Source organism: Neoalteromonas facilis, from assembly GCF_002807665.1.
Taxonomy (GTDB): domain Bacteria; phylum Pseudomonadota; class Gammaproteobacteria; order Enterobacterales; family Alteromonadaceae; genus Alteromonas_E; species Alteromonas_E facilis.
Map to the genome: position 1 here is coordinate 595,208 of NZ_PEAY01000001.1, position 21,104 is coordinate 616,311.

The 21,104-nt window shown below is 45.8% G+C and carries 18 protein-coding genes; 9 read left to right on the forward strand and 9 right to left on the reverse strand.

Features of this window, described 5'->3' with window-relative positions:
• Positions 1–46: 46 nt before the first annotated feature.
• Both CSH93_RS02690 and CSH93_RS02695 read right to left on the reverse strand, forming a co-directional pair.
• The gene (locus CSH93_RS02690) at positions 47–469 is read right to left on the reverse strand and encodes a CBS domain-containing protein (protein ID WP_100641665.1); all 423 of its coding nucleotides are present in this window, start codon (positions 467–469) and stop codon (positions 47–49) included.
• A gap of 161 nt (positions 470–630) precedes the next feature.
• The gene (locus tag CSH93_RS02695; RefSeq protein WP_100641666.1) at positions 631–1,653 is read right to left on the reverse strand and encodes an isoaspartyl peptidase/L-asparaginase family protein; all 1,023 of its coding nucleotides are present in this window, start codon (positions 1,651–1,653) and stop codon (positions 631–633) included.
• 178 nt (positions 1,654–1,831) lie between these two features.
• Here CSH93_RS02695 and CSH93_RS02700 point away from each other — a divergent pair, with 178 nt between their 5' ends.
• From CSH93_RS02700 to CSH93_RS02710, 3 genes are all read left to right on the forward strand, one after another.
• Positions 1,832–3,475, forward strand: a complete 1,644-nt coding sequence (locus tag CSH93_RS02700; protein ID WP_100641667.1) for a response regulator — start codon at positions 1,832–1,834, stop codon at positions 3,473–3,475.
• Between the two features lie 12 nt (positions 3,476–3,487).
• Positions 3,488–4,930: an exodeoxyribonuclease I gene (gene sbcB / locus CSH93_RS02705; RefSeq protein WP_100641668.1), complete on the forward strand. Its 1,443-nt coding sequence runs from the start codon at positions 3,488–3,490 to the stop codon at positions 4,928–4,930.
• A 76-nt stretch (positions 4,931–5,006) separates the two neighbouring features.
• Positions 5,007–6,662 carry a DUF342 domain-containing protein gene (locus CSH93_RS02710; RefSeq protein ID WP_100641669.1) on the forward strand — a complete coding sequence of 552 codons (1,656 nt, stop codon included), beginning with the start codon at positions 5,007–5,009 and terminating at the stop codon, positions 6,660–6,662.
• 9 nt (positions 6,663–6,671) lie between these two features.
• Here CSH93_RS02710 and CSH93_RS02715 read toward each other — a convergent pair whose 3' ends face one another.
• The 5 genes from CSH93_RS02715 to CSH93_RS02735 all read right to left on the reverse strand — a co-directional run bounded on the left by CSH93_RS02715 (position 6,672) and on the right by CSH93_RS02735 (position 11,817).
• Entirely contained in the window at positions 6,672–6,992 is a 321-nt protein-coding gene (locus CSH93_RS02715; protein ID WP_100641670.1) for a hypothetical protein, read from the reverse strand.
• On the reverse strand, positions 6,982–8,460 hold the full coding sequence (locus CSH93_RS02720) for a transporter substrate-binding domain-containing diguanylate cyclase (protein ID WP_100641671.1): 1,479 nt from the start codon (positions 8,458–8,460) through the stop codon (positions 6,982–6,984). The genes CSH93_RS02715 and CSH93_RS02720 overlap by 11 nt, the downstream gene beginning before the upstream one ends.
• Before the next feature lie 8 nt (positions 8,461–8,468).
• A complete protein-coding gene (kynU, locus tag CSH93_RS02725; protein WP_100641672.1) occupies positions 8,469–9,710 on the reverse strand; it encodes a kynureninase in 1,242 nt (413 codons plus the stop codon).
• On the reverse strand, positions 9,703–10,578 hold the full coding sequence (locus CSH93_RS02730) for an alpha/beta hydrolase family protein (protein WP_100641673.1): 876 nt from the start codon (positions 10,576–10,578) through the stop codon (positions 9,703–9,705). The genes kynU and CSH93_RS02730 overlap by 8 nt, the downstream gene beginning before the upstream one ends.
• A gap of 63 nt (positions 10,579–10,641) precedes the next feature.
• The gene (locus CSH93_RS02735; protein ID WP_100641674.1) at positions 10,642–11,817 is read right to left on the reverse strand and encodes a thiolase family protein; all 1,176 of its coding nucleotides are present in this window, start codon (positions 11,815–11,817) and stop codon (positions 10,642–10,644) included.
• 261 nt (positions 11,818–12,078) lie between these two features.
• Between CSH93_RS02735 and CSH93_RS02740 the strand changes: the two genes are divergently transcribed.
• The 6 genes from CSH93_RS02740 to CSH93_RS02765 are packed head-to-tail and all read left to right on the forward strand — an operon-like array spanning position 12,079 to position 18,956.
• Complete coding sequence (locus CSH93_RS02740) at positions 12,079–12,474, forward strand: MerR family transcriptional regulator (RefSeq protein ID WP_100641675.1); 396 nt, start codon at positions 12,079–12,081, stop codon at positions 12,472–12,474.
• Complete coding sequence (locus CSH93_RS02745; RefSeq protein ID WP_100641676.1) at positions 12,471–13,640, forward strand: isovaleryl-CoA dehydrogenase; 1,170 nt, start codon at positions 12,471–12,473, stop codon at positions 13,638–13,640. Before CSH93_RS02740 ends, CSH93_RS02745 begins: the two co-directional genes overlap by 4 nt.
• A gap of 11 nt (positions 13,641–13,651) precedes the next feature.
• Entirely contained in the window at positions 13,652–15,259 is a 1,608-nt protein-coding gene (locus CSH93_RS02750) for a carboxyl transferase domain-containing protein (RefSeq protein WP_100641677.1), read from the forward strand.
• Positions 15,260–15,269: 10 nt separating this feature from the next.
• Positions 15,270–16,070 carry an enoyl-CoA hydratase/isomerase family protein gene (locus tag CSH93_RS02755; RefSeq protein WP_100641678.1) on the forward strand — a complete coding sequence of 267 codons (801 nt, stop codon included), beginning with the start codon at positions 15,270–15,272 and terminating at the stop codon, positions 16,068–16,070.
• Positions 16,067–18,055, forward strand: a complete 1,989-nt coding sequence (locus tag CSH93_RS02760; RefSeq protein WP_100641679.1) for an acetyl/propionyl/methylcrotonyl-CoA carboxylase subunit alpha — start codon at positions 16,067–16,069, stop codon at positions 18,053–18,055. Before CSH93_RS02755 ends, CSH93_RS02760 begins: the two co-directional genes overlap by 4 nt.
• Positions 18,048–18,956: a hydroxymethylglutaryl-CoA lyase gene (locus CSH93_RS02765; RefSeq protein ID WP_100641680.1), complete on the forward strand. Its 909-nt coding sequence runs from the start codon at positions 18,048–18,050 to the stop codon at positions 18,954–18,956. The genes CSH93_RS02760 and CSH93_RS02765 overlap by 8 nt, the downstream gene beginning before the upstream one ends.
• Here CSH93_RS02765 and CSH93_RS02770 read toward each other — a convergent pair.
• Positions 18,953–20,149 carry an MFS transporter gene (locus CSH93_RS02770; protein WP_100641681.1) on the reverse strand — a complete coding sequence of 399 codons (1,197 nt, stop codon included), beginning with the start codon at positions 20,147–20,149 and terminating at the stop codon, positions 18,953–18,955. The genes CSH93_RS02765 and CSH93_RS02770 overlap by 4 nt on opposite strands.
• Positions 20,142–21,095: a fatty acid desaturase family protein gene (locus CSH93_RS02775; RefSeq protein ID WP_100641682.1), complete on the reverse strand. Its 954-nt coding sequence runs from the start codon at positions 21,093–21,095 to the stop codon at positions 20,142–20,144. The genes CSH93_RS02770 and CSH93_RS02775 overlap by 8 nt, the downstream gene beginning before the upstream one ends.
• Positions 21,096–21,104 lie beyond the last annotated feature (9 nt).

Here is a 21,104-nt window from a genome sequence, read left to right on the forward strand (position 1 = left end):
CCTAGAAGAACATTCGCCAAAATACTAGTTACTCTAGCAAATTGGACTAACTTGCTTTCGCTTTATATCCGTCCTGCAATTGCACATCGATAGCATTTAGCACTTCAGAACGACTAATACTGCCAAGTAAAAAACCATCATCATCAATTACGGGATAAATCTTCGGCTTAGCCTTTAGCATAAGTTCAGCAAGCTCGAGTACCGAAGAATATGGCTTAACAGATAAAACCTCTGTTTGCATAACATCCTTAATCCGGCACACTTGCTCACGGTAGTAACTCGACGTAATCATTTTACTCAGGCAATCTTGCTCGGATAAAAATCCTACTACTTTGTTGTGTGCGTCTACGACGGGGCCGCCTGATTGCTTGCTGGTCAGCAAGCGCTCAACCGCCTCTGCAATCGGCATATCTACAGTTAATTTAACTGCGCGACGATTCATATAATCTGAAACCAATAGTGATTCCATTATGACTCCTATGACTAACAGCCTATTTCTTATTATCGGCAGCCTGAGTGATAAAACTACGCTGCATAAAATAAGCGTAGATGTAAATCGACTAAACCACTACTTTTTAAAAGAAATTTTTACCACCTACAACTAACGCACTGCAACTTGTCAGCTATTGATCAGTTGTCACGGTAGATAGCAATAGTGCGAGTTCCCATCGCATCGATACTCGCACGGTACATTCCTTCAGTATTAAATGGCATTGCAACATTGCCATATTTATCAACAGCCACCACGCCACCGTCACCACCGACAGGTTTTAAAACCTTGTTGATTACTGTATCTGCTGCCTGTTCAAGCGTTAGTGATTGATACTGCATTCTTGCACAAATATCCGCTGCAACATTATAGCGGATAAAGTATTCGCCGTGCCCGGTTGCTGATACAGCACAACTGTTGTTATCGGCAAACGTGCCAGCACCGATAATAGGAGAATCACCGACGCGGCCATAACGCTTTGCCGTCATACCACCAGTTGATGTTCCAGCCACCAAATTACCGTCCTTATCAAGCACTACAACACCAACAGTTCCAAATTTATATTCAGCCCCACTCTCAAATAGTGTTCTCATTGAAGTTTCAGTGCTAAGTGCTTGTTTGGCTTTTTGTAGTGCTTTCAGTCTTCTTTGTGTATTGAAATAACTATTATCTACCAAGGATAGGCCTTGTTGCTTAGCAAACGTTTCTGCTCCTTTACCCGTCAACATTACGTGCGGGGAATGCTGCATGACCGCTCTAGCAGCGGCAATTGGGCTTTTTATTGTCGTCACGCCTGCTACAGCACCAGCATCACGCGACAACCCATGCATGATTGACGCGTCTAACTCATGAATGGCGTCGAAAGTATACACCGCGCCAACTCCGGCATTAAAAAGCGGCGACTCCTCCATCAACTGAATCGCTGCAACCACCGCCTCTTCGCCAGGCTTACCCGCTTGTAATAACGCGTATCCCGTGTCCAATGCCTCAGCTAATGCTTTTCTATAGGCAGCTTCTTGCGCATCTGTTAAGTCAGCCTTTGTAATCGTTCCCGCACCTCCATGGATCGCGATAGCAACTGAATGAGAACCATGCGATAAAGCGAACGTACTGATAAAGAACAACGTTACAAACAATAGCCCTTTGCGTAAAACTTGAACCATCTTACCAATTTCCCGTAAATAGAAGTGATTTAACCATACGCTGAACGCTAACCTATTACCAGAACCCACGAACAACAGTTGTCGAACGTCGTGAATGTCGCTATTATTTTGGAGAAGGAACCTTTTTATATTTTTCAGTTAGCTACAAACAATTCTTACATAAAGGCTGAGTTACGGATTGAAAAAAATACCTGCTCCACTAGAACCACATGAAATAAGTGCATTAATCATTGATGGACAAAGCTTAGTCCAAGACAATATTAAAAATGCATTTAAAGAAGTAGGTATCACCAAAGTAAAAAGCGCACAAAATGCGTTTTACGCGCTGCGTTTATGTGAAGCCCACCAATTCCATATCATCATGATTTCGTTTGATGTCAATGCTGACAAAGATGGCTTCCACCTGTACGAAGAACTCAAAATAAAAGGTTACATCAACAAAGAAACAACGGTTGTGTTCCTAAGTGCAGAAACCAGCAAAGAATTAGTTAACTGTATTATTGAACTTCAACCTGATGATTTTTGGGTTAAACCTCTTGATCTTGCCAAAGTAGAAAGGCGCTTAAAGTACCTATTAGCAATCCGTAAAAAGCTGCATAAACTGCTCTATTGTTTGGATCATCAAGATTATTCTGCTGCTATTTACCACGCTGAAAGGCAACTATTGGATCCGTCACTCAAGGACCTTTATCCACGTGTTAAGCGCATCATTGGTGAATGTTTTATTGGCTTACATGAGTTCGCGGAAGCAGAGCGCCATTACACCGAATTATTGAAAGAATTTAATTACGGTTGGGTTTCAATTGGCTTGGCGAGAGCCTTGTTGAAACAGAACAAAAAAGATGAAGCTGACATGCTTATTGAAGAAATGTTAGAGAGAGAAGATACACGCTTTAATACATACGATCTGCTGGCCCAGTACCACATCGACCACGAGCAATATGCGGAAGCATATGAGCAGATGAAAGAGGCCAGCCGATTAGCACCACGCAACATTAACCGTAATAAAAAGCTATGGGATTTAGCTCGGCTGAATCACGATAAAATGGGTCAATATCAGGCCACACAAAATATGGCTAGGTATGCCAAAAACTCAATACATGACTCTCCTGAACTTTTGCTAAATGTTGTTCGCGCAGGCATCGATTTAGCGACGAGCCTAAGCAAAGAAGAAGCTGTGCCATTCTTGCAACGTGCAGATCGGGATATCGAAAAGTTAAAATTAAGCCGTGGCTCGATGGCAATTGACAACGAACAAATTGCGGTACTGAAAGCGCGAATTTTGTGCGTCAAAGATGATAAGAAAAGTGCTGAAAAATTGATGGAAGAGGAAGTCTCTCTTTCCGATAAAGCTTCGTTGGAAGACAATCTCGATAAGATGAAAGCGTTTCACGAGCTAGGCCACAAAGAAAAGTCTTTAGCGATATTGGATAAAATGGGCAAGCAAATTGCCGGTGATAGCTTTTCCAGTAATGTCGTCAATGAATATTTGAAACAAGAAAGTATCGAGCGACGTGAAATTAGTTTTACTGCAAAAGAGCTGAAGGAAATGGCAGCGGTAAACTACAAAGAAAACCGCATGGGCCCAGCTTTTCAAAATCTCAAGCAAGCATTGAAACTTTCGCCACAAAATAAACAAGTGGCAATGAGCCTATTAAAAGTATTAGCAAATATATCCCAGACAGAACGCTTAAGCCCTGAGCACCTGCAAGAAGCAATGAAAGCCAACACTCTGCTTGAAAGTGCATCACTTGGCCCAGCACAAGCTGCTAAGTTTAAAAACTATGTTGAACAGCTGGGCTTTGACAGCGACGAAGAATAAGCTGAATTTGGTTTGAGTAATACGTCTACAACGCCCACCCTTCTGTTTCACGATTATGAGACATGGGGCGCAGATCCAAAACGAGACTGGCCAAGTCAGTTTGCCGCAATTAGAACTGACTTATCACTCAATGAAGTCGACAAGCCTGTTAATTGGTTCTGCCAAATTCCCAATGATTATCTGCCCCACCCTCAGGCATGCTTAGTCACGGGCATTACGCCTCAACAAAGCTTACGCGATGGGTACAGAGAGTCTGAATTTATGCGCTTAGTGCATAAAGAATTGAGTGAACCGAACACCTGCGTTGTTGGCTACAACAGTATCCGCTTTGATGATGAAGTCAGCCGCTTCTCATTGTTTCGTAACTTTTATGATCCCTATGCTCGAGAGTGGCAAAACGGCAATAGTCGTTGGGATCTTATCGATTTAGTCCGAGCCTGTTATGCCCTTCGCCCTGAGGGAATAGAATGGCCTTACAAAGAAGATGGCAGTCCTTCTTTTAAATTAGAAGATCTGTCAAAAGCGAATGGACTCGATCATGCCAGCGCCCATGATGCATTATCTGACGTACGCGCCACCATCGGGCTAGCCAAGTTAATCAAAGATAAACAGCCTAAACTATACGAATACGGGTTTAGTTTGCGGCAAAAGCAAACGGTTCAGGCGAGGCTCAATGTTCATTCAATGCAGCCTGTCGTTCATATTAGCTCGCGCTTTAAAGCAAGTAACGGTTGCTGTGCGATCGTCATGCCGATAGCCCTGCATCCGATCAATAGAAACTCGGTCATCACCATTAACTTATCTGAACCGATAGACAATTTGTTGTCATTAAACAGTGATGAAATCCGCCAGAGGCTATATCTAAAGTCATCCGAATTAGGTCCCGATGAAACACGTCCGGCACTAAAAACCATCGCAATTAACCGCTGTCCCTTTGTAGCGCCCATGTCGACATTGTCGGAGTCTCGGGCAAAAGAATTGGGAATAGATATACAAGTCGCACTAGAGAGGCACCAGCAATGTCTCAATACGCCAGGATTAATTGAAAAATTAATCGATGTATTTGACGACGCCGCGCCAGAACAAATAATTGATCCCGACTTCGGTTTATATCATGAAGGCTTTTTATCCGCCGAGCGAAAGCGCTGGTGCCAACAGGTCATTGAAACTAAGCCAGAGCAGCTAGCTGAATTGTCGGATCACGCCCCGACTGCAGCATTTAAGACCCGTTTATTTAGATATCGTGCGCGGAACTTCCCGGCGACGTTAGATGCCCAAGAAATGGCCAAATGGCAAGCTCACCGACAAGCAAGATTAATGATTGACAATCAGGCAGGCTGGCTCGATATCCATACTTTCATGCTTGAGTTAGAGCAATTAGTTGAACAATATCAAAACGACCCGAATAAAATGGCAATACTGCGTGCACTTGCGGAATATGCACAGAACTTGTAGTGTTGACTATCCTTATATAAAGGTTTAATCATAAACCGCCGATAACAAAATGTCGTAACTTCAGTGGTTGGTGCAAATGAAAGGTGTTTCGCTAAAGTATAATGAGCAAGCCAATGCAGTAGAATTGTCAATCAATCCTGCTGAGTTTGAAAAAGAAGTCGAATCAAAGGCGCTGCTTGCCTACGTACAAAAAAGCGATTATGCCTCGCTATATCTTTCTGAAACTGAAATAAAAAGTGCGTGTGATAAAGCAAATCACCACTTTAAAACCAAAGATTTCTCCGTCGTAAACAGTAAAATCGGTGAAAAACGACACGCCGAAGTTGAATTCCGCGTACCGGAGGATTCAATGCAAGCCACACTCGCGATTACTGCGCCTTACGGTGGGCAAACCCCGAGCCTACAAGCGATTGTCAAAATGGCGAAGCAACAAGGGATCACCAGAGGCCTCGGATTAAAGCGGATAAAAGAAGCAATAGATAAAGTTAGATTGGCAGCGCCAGGGCAACTTGTCGAACAAATCATTGCCAAAGGGCTCCCTGCACGAGATGGCCATTCGTCACACGTTAAACCGCTTGTCCCAAACGCATTAGAGCGCGTACTTCGTCCTCAAACATCGTCTGCATCGCGCGTCGATATGCGAAATTTGGGTGAAGTTATATGCGTAAAAGCAGGAACTGAAGTATTACGTCGTTTACCACCTTCCCAAGGGCGCTCTGGTTTTGACATTAAGGGCAACCAGCTTGAAGCAAAAGCCGGCGAGTGGCAGAGCATTAAACTCGGTGATGGTACCGCTATCAGTGACCATGATGAGAATCTAGTGGTTGCGACGATCTCAGGCATGCCTAAATTCCAAGATTTCATCATGACCGTTGATGACACCTTTATTTGCCAAGGCGTCAATGTCGGCACCGGTAATATCAATTATGACGGTGCCGTACTGGTCAATGGTGATGTTACGGAAAAAATGGTGATTGTCGCAACAGGCGACATTACCGTGAATGGGTTTGTTGAATCAGCATCTATTCATGCTGGTGGCGACATCGTGATCACCGAAGGTGCTATGGGGAAAGCCAGCGATGATCAAACTGACTTTAGTTGTGAATTAAAGGCCAGTGGTAGTATTCACGTACAGCATGGACAAGGGCTTGATATCAAGTGTGGCGGCAATATCACTATAGGACGTCAAGTCGCCTACAGTCGATTAGAGTGCAAAGGCGATATCATTGTAGGTCAAGTCGATAACCCGAATGGTAATCTATTTGCCTGTAATGTCATTGGCCAAAAAGCGGTCATGGCGGGCACGCTTGGTGCGGTATCAGGTAGTAACCTGGCCATCGACTTCAGTAAAGGCTTTAATCAGTTAATGGAGCGAAAGGATCTTCTCGACGATTTGCTAAAACAACTGCGCGAAAATAACTCCAAACACAAAGATAAAATCGACTTAATCAAATCCAAGCTGATCCCCAAAAGTTTGCGCAGCAAAGTAGACGAAGCCTTAGAAATGTTTGAAAACGAAGCGCAGTTATTGAATTGGCTTGAAATCAAAAACCTTGAAATGAAACAAGCCAAGGACGATTACACGCGAGGTATTATGCTTAAAGCCTTTAAACGCATGTATTCAGGCGTATCGGTAAAACTCAATAACCGCGTATGGCGCTCTGAACGAGAGTACGGACGATCGGTTGTCAACTATGACGATCACCAATGGCACTATGACCCAATGGTATAGCGGATAACACTAGTAACCGTTTTTAATAATGTAATATTCGCCATCGTAGGTCAGTGATACGTGCATATTAACGAGATCAGTGACCTGCTTACGACCAATCTTAGCAGAATCTTGCAAACAACTGTTTTTATCAAAGCTCATGCCAGTAGCAAATGGTGTGTCAAAATACACCTTCTGCGTAAACACCCAACACCCATCTTTATTCACTAGAATACGCGCCATCGGAAAATCACCGTGTGTTCTACCAATGGTTGGCAGGTCATCGCGCTGACAACCGCCCAAAACCAACATAACGGTCACCATTAACAGCAATATATAGTTAGCGCGCATCGGATAATCCAACAATACGATTTCGACCTTCTCTCTTCGCATTAAACATGCACCGATCGGCATTATCGAACCAGGTCGTAAAGTCATCGCCGCTGCGAATTTCAGCGACACCAAAACTGCAGGTAATGGGCCCATCTAATGGCGCAATCCTTGTTTTAGCCAGAGAGGTGCGGATCCGTTCTGCTAGAACTTTGGCCTCACCTTCTGTGGTATTCGGGCAAAGGATCAGAAACTCTTCTCCTCCCCAACGCGCAATCAAATCGACTTCTCTCAAACTGCCCTGAGAAATGCGAGTCAATTCAATTAATATTTTATCACCTACGGCATGCCCAAAACGGTCATTGATAGCTTTAAAATGATCGACGTCCATCACCATAATACATACAGGCTGCTTGAATCGCTCAAACGCATTCACCGCTTCCTCAGCCCTTTGCAGCATAAAGTTGCGGTTATATAAGCCTGTTAAGTGATCGTGAATCGATAAGAACTCTAGGCTTCTGTTTTTTTCTACTAACTCCGTTTGCAATCGTTCAAGTTCACTATTGGTGAGTGACAGAGCCCGATTAATTGCATTTATACTGCGGTTACGCCAAACAATTGCCGAAATAATAATAAGCAGTAACACCACCGGCCACACAAACATCTTGTAGTCGGTATGTTCGATATATTTAACGTTATTCCACTGACGATAAATATTGACGTGTTCAGTTTCTGGAATTTGACGAATGGCGTCGTTTAAACGATCGAGAATGTCTCGTGCTGAGACGACTTCATCATTGATGATCTTATTTAAACGTCTTGACACTCCCACGCGTAACTGGTCGTGAGGCTGAGCCAACCCAATCACCTGAATGTTGGTTAAACCGTTGTTTTGGATCATGGCATTGACGGCCAATAAAGAGCCAACCGCCAAATCAATTTTTCCCTCAGACAGCGCCCACAATACGTCTCGCTCTGTATCAAATTGTTGCAGTGCGATATTGGGATAGTAGCGTTGGATATATTCACTATGACGATACCCTTTCACGACTCCTAACACTTGATCGGTTATGGCTTCATAACCCTGAATAACAGTAGAAGAACTCGGTGCTACCATGACATTAGAAGAGGTAAAAAAAGTATCGGTAAAAGCGATACTAGACTCTCGCTGAGGTGTTCGATTCAGCATGGGGATCAGATCACAAGTTCCGGCGGCTACCTTGCGTAAACTTTCCGTCCAGCTCTCGGTTTTCTCCAACACGAACTCAATATTTGCTAATTCAGATAGCAATTGCAGATAGTCTGCTGAAATGCCCACATGAACGCCATTACGGATCGCTTCGTATGGCATCCAGTCTGGATCAACACAATAATGCAGGGTTACGCGGTCTTGCGCATTTGACACTTGAGCCTGAACGGAAAAAACCGTTAGAAAGGCAACAGTACATCCCAGTACATAGGTAAAAATCAATTTAAAAAAATGAGTCATGGATACGCTTAGGTAACCGCTTGCTTTATATGATATCGCGGCTGTTTATAATGATTGTTGACCATTATGTCAGAAAGACGCTCTACAGCCACTAGCAAATCTTTATATGTTAGAAATAATGGCGAAAAACCGATCCTTAAAATGTCTGGCGCACGAAAGTCGGCGATCACACCAACATCAATCAAAGCCTGACAAATCGCATAGGCGTCTTTGTGATGCAGTGCCAATTGAGCGCCGCCATCGCTTCCATGGTGGCAAACAAGTTGATCAAAATAACGTACAACATCGCATTCATTTAACAACGTCGCAAACCATTCACGTAAACCTAGTGCCTTCGCTTCTACTGCTTCCATTGGCAGCTCAACGAAGATATCCAAAGCCGCATCCAACACACTCATGGACAATACATTGGGTGTTCCCACAAGGTTGTGCTGAATACTTTGACTAGGCTGATAGTGCGGATCAAAGGTAAAGGGAGCGCTATGTCCCATCCAACCCTGTAGGGGCTGCTTAAAAGCCGGTTGATGACGTTTAGCAACATATAAAAATGCAGGTGCGCCTGGACCACCGTTAAGGTATTTGTAGCCACACCCCACGGCAAAATCCACGTCACATTCATCCAGTTGAATATCAATAACACCGGCACTGTGTGCCAAATCCCATATCACCAGCACGCCATGCTCATGAGCTTTGCGCGTTATCTCCTGCATATTCAAACGCTTGCCCGTACGGTAATTCACTTGGGTCAGCAACATCACCGCAATAGACGAGTCGATTCGACTCAGAATGTCATTTTCATCAACACTCAACATGTCTAGCTGCGGATGAAGACGCTGGATCCCCTCAATCATGTAGCGGTCAGTGGGAAAATTATCGTCGGTAGTAAGCACCACGTGGCGCTCAGGTTGCATCGCAATAGCGCCACACAACAATTTGAAAATATTAACTGAGGTAGAATCACAACACACTACCTGACCACTGGCTGCCCCAATGAGTGGCGCGATCTTTTCGCCAACACGTGTCGGCAATTCAATCCATTTATGCGCATTCCAACTGGTAATCAGATCTCGTCCCCATTGCTGTTCAACAACCGCCTTGGCACGCGCTTTAGACGCTGAAGTTAATGGACCTAAAGAATTACCATCCAAATAAACGGTATCTGAAGGTAATTCAAACCGCTGTTGATATGGCGCAAGCGGATCCTGCTTATCCATGCGCTCCGCTTGTGCAAGCAACGAATGCTCACTCATACAGTCGACCTAACGTATTTTTAAGGTGTTGGTACGCTTCGCTTTGACTGTGGATCCAGTCAAAATGACCAATATTGTCGCCATGGAAACGCTTAGATTGCGGATGTTTGTTCTGACTCTCGGGTACAATTGAGTCGCTTTTGCCCGTTAACAAATATAACGGCGGTACAATTTTCTTGTCACGTGTGTTGGCTTTAGCATAGGCTTCAGGCGAGTCTTCAACAGACGCCCCCATAAAAGCAACACCGGCCTCTGAACAACTGGATTTAAGCTCACTGTAACTGGCCACATCGGTAATAGCCGCTAAGCCAATAACCGCATCTAAACGCAATGACGCATCTGTTGCGGCGAGCAACGCCAAGTGCCCCCCCGCTGAATGTCCAACCAAGGCTAATGAACTTTTAGGATACTGATCTCGTACGGCTTTAACCGCATTGCGCACATCATTCAAACTGCCTGGCCAGCCGCCGCCTGGTTGTCCTGTCCTGCGATATTCAATGGCAAACACATTGTACCCGTCATCACTGAGTGCCGTGGCTAATGGGCGCACATGATCAACGCCGTATTCTTTTCGCCAGCATCCCCCATGCACAATGACAACACCTGCTCCGCCTGGATATATGCGGTCACGATTCTGACTCGCCCAAATTTCAATAAATTGATTCTCATCTTCGCCATATGTCATCACACGGGTTGGTGAGCGCGATGGTAACTCTGTCACCGAGGCGAAGCTGACACCATGCAAGTATTGCTTTGGCTCGCCAGAGGCGTTAGCCAATGCACCGTTAGACACAGACATCATCGCCAAAGGCGCACAAACTGACAATAATGCAATTGTTTTTATACGTTTTCGAATGCTTACTACCATGTTATTCCCTTATAAAAAAAGAGCACCGAGGGTGCCCTTTTTTACAGATAAGTTACTCAATAATCAACACAGTTCAACGGCAATTGCGGTTGCTTCACCACCACCAATACATAGCGCTGCAACGCCGCGCTTATGACCTTGCTGTTTCAAAGCGTGTAACAAGGTCACAATAATACGCGCACCAGAGGCACCAATGGGGTGACCTAGTGCACATGCGCCGCCTTTAATATTCACTTTGCTTTCATCCAGACCCAATTTGCTGATGGCAAGCATAGTAACCATCGCGAATGCTTCGTTGATTTCGAACAAATCTACATCGTCTTTATCCCAACCTGCCTTGGCCAATAGTTTTTCTATTGCCCCAACAGGCGCTACTGTGAATGCTTCAGGCTCAATAGAGTTAGTCGCATGCGCAACGATTTTGGCTAACGGGCTTAATCCCATTGCATTGGCTTTAGATTCAGACATAACCAACAATGCTGCAGCACCATCTGAAATCGAACTTGAATTCGCAGCGGTAACCGTACCGTCTTTTTTAAACGCAGGACGCAGGCTAGGAATTTTCTCTGGGCGTGCACTGCCAGGACCTTCATCAGTATCAACCGTTACATCACCTTTACGGGTTTTGACTGTAACCGGCGTGATTTCGTCATTAAAAGTACCGTGTTCTATAGCAGTGTTGGCTTTGGATAGTGAGCTCAGCGCAAATTCATCCATTTTTTCACGTGTAATGCCTTCATCGTCAGCAGTACCTTGTGCGAAACACCCCATCGCCTGACCATCATAAGCGTTTTCAAGGCCATCAAGCATCATGTGATCCATGACCTGACCATGCCCCATGCGCATACCCGCACGTGCTTTTGGTAGTATGTAAGGCGCATTGCTCATACTTTCCATACCGCCGGCTACGACGACTTCAGCAGACCCTGCTTTAATCAAATCATGAGCCATCATCACAGCTTTCATACCAGAGCCACACACTTTATTGATAGTGGTTGCACCCGCCGAAAGCGGAAGTGATGCACCAATCGAGGCCTGACGCGCAGGCGCTTGGCCCAGGCCCGCTGGTAAAACGCAACCCATAATCACTTCATCAACATGCTCTAGCGCAACGCCGTCTAAAACCGCGCTAATTGCATGGCTGCCTAACTGGGTAGCGGGAACTGTAGACAAAGCTCCCATAAATCCGCCCATAGCGGTGCGTTTAGCTGCAACAATGACTACTGAATCCTGACTCATACTTGTACCTTCGTTTGAAATATTTGATTAACGCTAGCATTCGTATAGCAAATTTGACACACAACTTTGGTTCTATGCACCCATAGATGTCCGATCAAGTTGACGAATGAAGTCGGCTACTTTACCTTTACGTTAACTTAGGTTTACGTAAACGTAAACTTAGCGTTTAAAAAACGTGAGGACAAGCAAAAAGTCATTACTCAATGAAGATGAATAGACTCATTGCGTAAACTTTTACTAACGCTCAGGACAACAGTACATATGAATGAAAAGACTTTCACTATAGGCGAATTGGCCAAGGTATTTGATATCACACCGCGCTCAATCCGTTTTTATGAAGAGCAAGAACTGCTTCAACCTGAACGTGTTGGCCAATCTCGCGTCTACCGGACTAAAGATAAAGTCCGTTTGAAGTTGATCTTACGTGGGAAGCGCCTAGGCTTCTCTCTAGCCGAAGTAAAAAATTTATTCGAGTTGTATGACTCAAACCCAAACTCCGCAGCGCAGTTAACTGCAATGCTTAAAATGACAGAACAAAAACGCGCAACCTTGCGACAGCAGTTAGACGACATTCAAATGCTAATGAATGAACTGGATGAAGTAGAAAGTCGTTGCCGTGATGAATTAAGCGAATTAGAACGAGGAAAAATCGCATGAATACCCCTTACCCTACTCTCAATTTCGGCCTTGGCGAAGACATTGATATGTTGCGTGAGCACGTTTATCAATTCGCTCAAGGTGAGATCGCGCCGCTGGCGGAAAAGGCAGATGAAAACAACGCATTCCCAAATGAATTGTGGCCTAAGCTAGGTGAAATGGGTTTGTTGGGCATCACCGTTTCAGAAGAATTCGGCGGTTCTGACATGGGCTATTTGGCCCACACTATTGCGATGGAAGAAGTCAGTCGTGCTTCTGCCGGTATCGGCCTTAGCTATGGTGCACATTCAAATTTATGCGTAAACCAAATTTTCAAAAATGGTAACGCTGAACAACGCGCTAAATACCTGCCTAAACTTGTTTCTGGTGAGCATATTGGTGCGTTAGCCATGAGTGAGCCGAATGCAGGTTCAGACGTTGTGAGCATGAAACTACGTGCCGAGAAAAAAGGTGACCGTTATATCCTCAATGGTAATAAAATGTGGATCACCAACGGTCCTGATGCCAATACCTATGTTATCTACGCTAAAACAGACGTCAATGCAGGTCCTCGTGGTATCACAGCATTTATCGTAGAGCGTGACTTCCCAGGATTCAGCCAGGCGCAAAAACTCGATAAGTTAGGTATGCGTTCATCTAATACCTGTGAACTTGTTTTTGAAGACTGTGAAGTACCTGAAGAGAATATTCTTGGCGAAGAAGGCGGCGGTGTTCGCGTATTAATGAGCGGTTTGGATTACGAGCGCTTGGTATTGTCCGGCGGTCCACTCGGCATTATGCAGGCGTGTATGGATATCGTTGTTCCTTACATTCATGACCGTAAGCAGTTTGGGCAATCTATTGGTGAATTCCAATTGGTTCAGGGCAAAGTTGCTGACATGTACACACAAATGAATGCTGCGCGCGCCTATGTGTACGCAGTTGCACGTTCTTGCGATCGCGGCGAAACCACACGTAAAGATGCTGCCGGCGCAATTTTATATTCAGCAGAGCTTGCCACCAAGATGGCACTAGATGCCATTCAGCTATTAGGTGGAAATGGGTACATCAATGAGTACCCCACAGGACGCTTGTTACGTGATGCCAAACTGTATGAAATCGGTGCCGGTACATCAGAAATCCGCCGCATGTTGGTCGGGCGTGAACTATTTAAAGAGTCTGCCTAAGGAGAGATCGCGTGCCTCGCATCATTAGTCAAATAAACGTTAATAGTCAGGCTTTTGCTGACAACCAAGCGCACATGCAACATCAAGTTGATGATCTGCGCGAAAAGGTCGCTCAAATTAAGTTAGGCGGCGGTGAAAAAGCGAACCAGCGCCATCTGGATCGCGGTAAACTGTTACCCCGCGAACGTATCAACGTTTTGCTCGACCCAGGTTCACCGTTTCTTGAAATTGGCCAGCTTGCGGCCTGGGACGTATACGATGATTACGTCCCAAGTGCGGGTGTTATTGCTGGTATAGGTATCATTAACGGTATCGAATGTATGGTCGTAGCCAATGATGCTACGGTGAAAGGTGGTACCTACTACCCTCTCACCGTTAAAAAGCACCTGCGCGCCCAAACGATTGCAGAACAAAATAACCTTCCCTGTGTTTACTTAGTCGATTCTGGCGGTGCTAACCTACCTCGCCAAGACGACGTCTTTCCCGATCGGGAACACTTTGGACGGATCTTCTTCAATCAAGCCAACATGTCGGCGCAAAACATCCCTCAGATAGCGGTTGTTATGGGCTCTTGTACCGCAGGTGGTGCTTATGTTCCAGCAATGGCAGATGAATCTATCATTGTTAAAAACCAAGGCACTATTTTCTTAGGTGGGCCCCCTTTGGTAAAAGCTGCGACAGGTGAAGTTGTGACTGCCGAGGAACTTGGTGGTGGTGATGTGCACTGTCGTACATCGGGCGTTGTCGATCATCTCGCCAATAACGATCACCATGCACTGTCATTGGCGCGTAATGCGATTGCTCGTTTAAACCGTAAGAAGCACTATGACATTGATGTTTTGCCTTCACGTGAACCCGCGTACGCACCCGAGGAGATCTATGGCGTTGTGCCTAAAGACACACGTCAGCCTTATGATGTGAAAGAAATTATCGCGCGTATCGTAGATGCTTCAGAGTTTGATGAGTTTAAAGCTTTGTTTGGCACCACGTTAGTGTGCGGATTTGCGCGCATTTACGGATTCCCTGTCGGCATCGTGGCCAACAACGGTATTCTTTTCTCTGAGTCGGCGCAAAAAGGCGCTCACTTCATAGAATTATGCGCACAGCGCAAGATCCCATTAGTCTTCTTACAAAATATCACCGGCTTTATGGTCGGGAAGCAGTATGAAGCTGGCGGTATTGCGAAACACGGCGCGAAAATGGTAACCGCGGTTGCTTGTGCCAAAGTCCCTAAATTAACGGTTTTGATCGGCGGTAGCTTCGGCGCTGGTAACTATGGCATGTGCGGCCGCGCGTATGATCCGCGCTTCTTATTTATGTGGCCTAACGCTCGCATTTCCGTAATGGGTGGCGAGCAAGCAGCTGGCGTACTCGCACAGGTTAAACGCGACCAAAAAGAACGCAGCGGTGAATCATGGAGCACAGAAGAAGAAAGTGCATTTAAACAGCCGATTATCGACACCTACGAGCAACAAGGTCACCCCTACTACGCATCTGCTCGTTTGTGGGATGATGGAGTTATTGATCCGGCTGATACACGCAGAGTGCTTGGCCTTTCTTTGTCTGCGGCGCTGAATAAACCAATTGAAGATACGCAGTTTGGCGTATTTAGAATGTAAGGTAAGCCACATGACTGAACTAACACATGTAAGTTATACACTGGATTCACGTGGTGTTATTACCATTACGTTGGAACGCCCAGAAAAACACAATGCGTTTGATGACATTATGATCAGTGAATTGCGCCAATGCTTTGATAGAGCCAGCAATGAGCCAACTGCACGCGCATTAATTCTTGCATCAAAAGGTAAGAGCTTTTGTGCCGGCGCGGATTTAGGCTGGATGCAACGCATGGCATCGTACACCTATGAACAAAACAAAGCCGACGCTGGTGAACTTGCCGCCATGTTTGATGCGCTATACAGGGTTCCGGTACCAACAATAGCACGTGTACAAGGTGCTGCGTTTGGTGGTGCTGTAGGGCTTATTGCCTGCTGTGATATCGCAATTGCAAACAAGCTCAGCAAATTCTGCTTAAGCGAAGTCAAAATCGGCCTAATTCCAGCCACTATTTCGCCTTACGTCATTGAAGCCATGGGCGCTCGTGTCGCTAAGCGCTATTTTATGACGGCAGAGGTCTTCTCATCTCGCAGAGCACGGCGTTTAGGTTTAGTCAGTGAATGCGTAACAGATGAAGAGTTAGACAGTACGATTGAAGATATTATTAGCAATCTGTTGGCTAACGGTCCAGACGCAGTCAAATTGGCTAAAACATTAGCGGCAGACGTTGCGGGCAAACCCATTGATAGTGCATTAATGACAATGACCAGCGAATTAATTGCCAAAGTTCGTGTATCCGATGAAGGTCAGGAAGGCTTAAACGCATTTTTGCAAAAGCGCACACCAGCATGGCGTGAGGACAACGCATGATCACAAAATTATTAATTGCTAACCGAGGCGAAATTACTTGCCGCATTATCCGCACCGCGAAACGGTTAGGCATTGCCACGGTTGCTGTTTATTCAGATGCAGATGCAAATGCACTGCACGTTCAACTGGCTGATGAAGCTATTCATATTGGTGGATCCGCTTCAAAAGACAGCTATTTACGCAGTGAGCGTATTATTGAAGCGGCGAAACAAACCGGGGCAGATGCCATTCACCCGGGTTATGGATTTCTGTCAGAGAATGCTTTATTTGCGCAGCAATGCCACGACAACAATATTATTTTCGTTGGTCCGCCAATCAATGCAATTGAAGCCATGGGATCTAAATCTGCGGCTAAAACCATCATGGAAGCCGCCAAGGTTCCGCTAGTACCGGGTTATCATGGAACAGATCAGAGCGTTGAAACCCTCAGACAAGCCGCTGATAGCATTGGCTACCCGGTATTATTGAAAGCCGCTGCCGGTGGTGGCGGTAAAGGTATGCGCCAAGTCCACAGCGCAAAAGAGTTTGATGAAGGCTTGGCCGCTGCTAAACGAGAAGCCATGTCGAGCTTTAGTGATGACATCATGCTCGTTGAAAAATACTTAACTCAACCGCGTCACGTTGAGATCCAAGTATTTTGTGACCAAACAGGTAATGGTGTTTATCTATTCGAACGCGATTGTTCAGTTCAACGTCGCCACCAGAAAGTTATTGAAGAAGCCCCGGCCCCTGGCATGAGTGAAGACATTCGCCAGCAAATGGGTGAAGCGGCGCTTAAAGCCGCGAAAGCAATCAACTATGTTGGTGCGGGGACGGTTGAGTTTTTACTCGATGTAGATGGCAGCTTCTACTTCATGGAAATGAACACTCGTTTGCAGGTAGAGCACCCTGTAACCGAGATGATTACTGGCCAAGATCTGGTTGAGTGGCAGTTACGCGTAGCCAGCGGAGAACCCCTTCCTTGTATGCAAGACCAGCTCACCATGCACGGTCATGCTTTTGAGGCTCGTGTTTACGCTGAAGACCCTAATAATGAATTTTTACCTGCAACTGGGGTATTAAGCACCTTAAGACCGCCGCAGGAAAATCGTTTTGTACGCGTCGATACTGGTGTTGTTGAAGGCGATAGCGTGTCGGTATTCTATGACCCCATGATTGCAAAACTAATCGTGTGGGATGAAGACAGGGATAAAGCGTTAAATCGTTTGGCCATTGCATTGCGTGAATATCACGTACACGGTGTAACGACTAATATCGAATTCCTTTACAACATTGCATCTTCATCACCCTTCCGCGAAGCGAAGTTAACCACAGGCTTTATCGATGAACATTACGATTCGCTATTTTCTGCCAGTTTACGGGGTGGAAAAGAGTTGGTTGTGTATGCAGCGTTAGCCACGCTGTTGACTCAAACACAACAGCATCAACCTGTTTCGCCAGCGCATGTATTGGATGGTTGGCGCGCGAATGAACTGCACCAACAACATATTCAGCTAAGCCTGAATGATGGTTCACTAGTTGACGTTAGCGCGAGCTTTATTCCTGGTCGCACCCTACCCACTTGGCGTATTGACATTGATGGCCAATCGCATACGTGCAGCGGTCAGCTCGTCGATGGCATTCTTGATGCGAATGTCGATGGTCACCGCAAACAATTGACTTTGGCACAACAAGATAACGCATATCAGTTATTTACTGACCGCTATTCCATGCAATTTAGCCTAGTCCTACCGGATTTGGGCATCGAAGACGATGACGCCAATCAGGGTGGATTGACGGCCCCTATGAACGGCACAATCGTGACCTTACTCGTAGAGCCAGGCCAAAACGTCGAAAAAGGTACGTCGCTAATGATCATGGAAGCGATGAAGATGGAACACGCTATCAAAGCTCCGTCCAACGGTCGTGTGGTCGAGTTCTATTTCGATGCTGGCGCACTGGTTGATGGTGGCGCTGCATTGTTGGAGTTTGATGCGGATGAATAGCATTCAATATCCTACTGATGTCAGTATCGTAGAAGTGGGACCTCGTGATGGCCTGCAAAATGAAAAGTCACTGATCCCACTCTCTGACAAACTGGCACTGGTTGATGCTTTAGCCCAAGCAGGTCTGAAGCGTATTGAAACCGGTAGTTTTGTGTCACCCAAATGGGTGCCACAAATGGCTGATAGTGCTGAAATATTCAAGCAAATTAAGCGTCATGATGGCGTTACATATTCGGCACTGACCCCCAACCTACGCGGATTTGAGGGCGCGCTTGAAAGTGGTGCCGATGAAGTCGCCATATTTGGTGCTGCATCGGAGTCATTTTCACAAAAGAACATAAACTGCTCGATTGCAGAAAGTCTTGCCCGCTTTAAAGACGTAATGCAAGCCGCCAAAGAACACAACCTAAAAGTGCGCGGATACGTATCCTGTGTTTTGGGCTGTCCATATGAAGGTGAGATCGCCGAAAGTGCTGTTGCAGAAGTCAGTCAAGCACTCTATGAAATGGGATGCTATGAGATTTCATTGGGCGACACCATTGGTGTTGGTACGCCGCTAAAAACCCAACGCATGCTAGATGCGGTGATGAACGTTGTGCCCAAAGACGCACTGGCTGTGCATTTTCATGACACCTATGGTCAAGCATTAGCCAATATTCTGGTTGCACTGGAAAACGGTATTTCAACTATCGACAGTGCCGTTGCTGGACTCGGTGGCTGCCCCTATGCAAAGGGAGCAAGCGGCAACGTTGCCACTGAAGATGTGATTTATATGCTCAATGGCATGGGGATCCGCACGGGTGTTGATATCGATAAATTAGCAAAAGCCGGTCAGGCGATTACCACGAGCTTGGGCAAAGCGAATCAATCAAAAGTGGCCAATGCACTACTCGCTCGCTAGTCTTTTTCTTTTGCGAGGGTGAACGTCATGGCGACTCCCAGAGTCAGCATGGCGGTCATGATCACGACAACACCCTCGCCCAACCATGGCTGAAGCGCCGCATACACCGCGCCAACAATCAATAAAACCAGTCCAATTATAGTGTTTGCACTGCCGACCAACTCGGTGCGTGACTGGCCTTCCTCAATATCTAAAGTGTAGGTCTTGCGACCATTACGCACGCCGGTATGAGCGATAGACAGTAGGAAGAATAGCCCTATGGATAACCACAACTCATCCGGTTGCAATAGCAATAACCCAACACACGCCGAAACAGCCATCCCACCTGATAAACGCAATGTCGATCTAGCGCTTTTATCCGATAATTTGCCCCACAGTCTCGCGGCCACTAATGCCGCTAACGCCTCTGCCACAAGGTAATAAAGCGCCAAACGCTCCGCTACAGACGATTGAGAGAGCATAAAAAATGGGGCTACCAGTGCTGAGTGAGTAAAAATGGCTCTTACCAGAATAAACCTGCGCGCTTTTTTTGATAGTTGCGGCAATAGGTTTTGCAATGCAGGACCTTTTTTATCCTGTTCAACATCCGGCATAACCTCTGTTCGTATTGGCCACATCAAAAAAATTGCCGTCCCCACCATTAAGGCAGACAGTAGCGCAAGCAACAGCAGTGAGTTTTGCTCTTGAAACACCGGATATATGGCGATGGGAAGTGCGATGACGATCGAGAGAACCCCAGACAGCATAGTGGTATTACCGATTAAACTGCCACGTCGTCCTTTCTCGACAACATCCGCCTGAATGTCTTTAACCGTCAAAGAGGAGCATGCACGACCAATACTATAAATTGCAATAGTCGCTAGAAATAGCAAGGCAAATAGAAAAGCGTGGATTTGAGTATGGCCATGCATGGCATACCAGCACATACCGATTAATCCAATGGTACACAACAATTGCACACACATACCCATTCGCCACACCCAATAGCGTTTAGAGTAATTGCGCAAATATACGCTCAATGCGGCTTGGGGAAGTAAAGAGAAAGACTCTCTCACCGGAACTATCCAACCAACCAGCCAAGGTGGTAAACCCATGGCAAGCACCAATCCGGGTAACAATGTTTTTGCCGACAATAGAATGCCGGCACACTTATTAACCGTCAGCGCAATAACAAGACGAATGTGTTCAGGCAAGTTTCTTCATTACCGCCATATAGTTCGGCAGGATTTCTGCGCCTTCTAATATGCCTTGCTCTTTCATGTACGCGTGTAGTTTCGCCAGATGATAAGGGGGCACCTGAGGCAGCCAATGATGTTCGATGTGGTAATTCACATGGTTTGGTGCCACCGTCAACCGTGCTAACCAGCCGGCATATACTGTGCGGGCATGTCGACGAGGATCAACATCCAACAGATCAGGTACACTTGCATGCTCTGCTGCATTTCTTACTCGGGAAAACAGTGAGAAGGTAGTGAAATATGCTACCCACCAAACCCCATACATCACCACATGGTTGATTAGCAAACAAAAACCCAGAATAAGTGTATGCATGATCACAGGGCGGTAGAGTTGTTTCGCTAAGTTTTTCAGCACATTCACCAATCCTGGCCAGCGCATGTCGGTGGTTTTCTTATATGCCATATCGTATTCCAATACACCTGCGTGCATTAACAATACGGCAATAAAATTTTTTACACCGGTGATCCCCAAGCAATCACGAATGATTTTACGTCTTAACGACGTTTTCTTAACCGGGTACGGTGCATAATTGGGATAGTCTGGATCGTTTTTGGTCCCGGCATTAGCATGGTGTTTTAAATGGTAATGCTGGTATCCATCAAATTGGGCGAATATAGGTGCAGCACACAGCCAACGCCCCACCGTAACATTAGCTTGTTTGGACTTAAACAACGCATAGTGTGCGCAATCATGCATCAATATGCCAAGACCAAGCTGGCGGTTGCCAAGTAAAGTGAGGCTTATCCCATACGCCAGCCAATGAGACCAGACAGCTGGGAGCGCTAATGCAAAGAGGAGCAATGAATAATTCACTAATAGCAGGTAACTGCCCTGCCAGTCAGAGCGCAGCATGAATGGACGTAGATTCAGCTTGCGAATAAGTTTTAAATGCTCTGCCATCTTTACTTC

Excerpts from the sequence above, each read along its gene's own strand:
- CSH93_RS02745 (WP_100641676.1), top strand. The coding sequence starts at position 12,471 with ATGAATACCCCTTACCCTACTCTCAATTTCGGCCTTGGCGAAGACATT.
- CSH93_RS02740 (WP_100641675.1), top strand. The coding sequence starts at position 12,079 with ATGAATGAAAAGACTTTCACTATAGGCGAATTGGCCAAGGTATTTGAT.
- CSH93_RS02735 (WP_100641674.1), bottom strand. The coding sequence starts at position 11,817 with ATGAGTCAGGATTCAGTAGTCATTGTTGCAGCTAAACGCACCGCTATG.
- CSH93_RS02760 (WP_100641679.1), top strand. The coding sequence starts at position 16,067 with ATGATCACAAAATTATTAATTGCTAACCGAGGCGAAATTACTTGCCGC.
- CSH93_RS02710 (WP_100641669.1), top strand. The coding sequence starts at position 5,007 with ATGAAAGGTGTTTCGCTAAAGTATAATGAGCAAGCCAATGCAGTAGAA.
- CSH93_RS02730 (WP_100641673.1), bottom strand. The coding sequence starts at position 10,578 with ATGGTAGTAAGCATTCGAAAACGTATAAAAACAATTGCATTATTGTCA.
- CSH93_RS02715 (WP_100641670.1), bottom strand. The coding sequence starts at position 6,992 with ATGCGCGCTAACTATATATTGCTGTTAATGGTGACCGTTATGTTGGTT.
- CSH93_RS02775 (WP_100641682.1), bottom strand. The coding sequence starts at position 21,095 with ATGGCAGAGCATTTAAAACTTATTCGCAAGCTGAATCTACGTCCATTC.
- kynU (WP_100641672.1), bottom strand. The coding sequence starts at position 9,710 with ATGAGTGAGCATTCGTTGCTTGCACAAGCGGAGCGCATGGATAAGCAG.
- CSH93_RS02755 (WP_100641678.1), top strand. The coding sequence starts at position 15,270 with ATGACTGAACTAACACATGTAAGTTATACACTGGATTCACGTGGTGTT.
- CSH93_RS02765 (WP_100641680.1), top strand. The coding sequence starts at position 18,048 with ATGAATAGCATTCAATATCCTACTGATGTCAGTATCGTAGAAGTGGGA.
- CSH93_RS02690 (WP_100641665.1), bottom strand. The coding sequence starts at position 469 with ATGGAATCACTATTGGTTTCAGATTATATGAATCGTCGCGCAGTTAAA.
- CSH93_RS02720 (WP_100641671.1), bottom strand. The coding sequence starts at position 8,460 with ATGACTCATTTTTTTAAATTGATTTTTACCTATGTACTGGGATGTACT.
- CSH93_RS02695 (WP_100641666.1), bottom strand. The coding sequence starts at position 1,653 with ATGGTTCAAGTTTTACGCAAAGGGCTATTGTTTGTAACGTTGTTCTTT.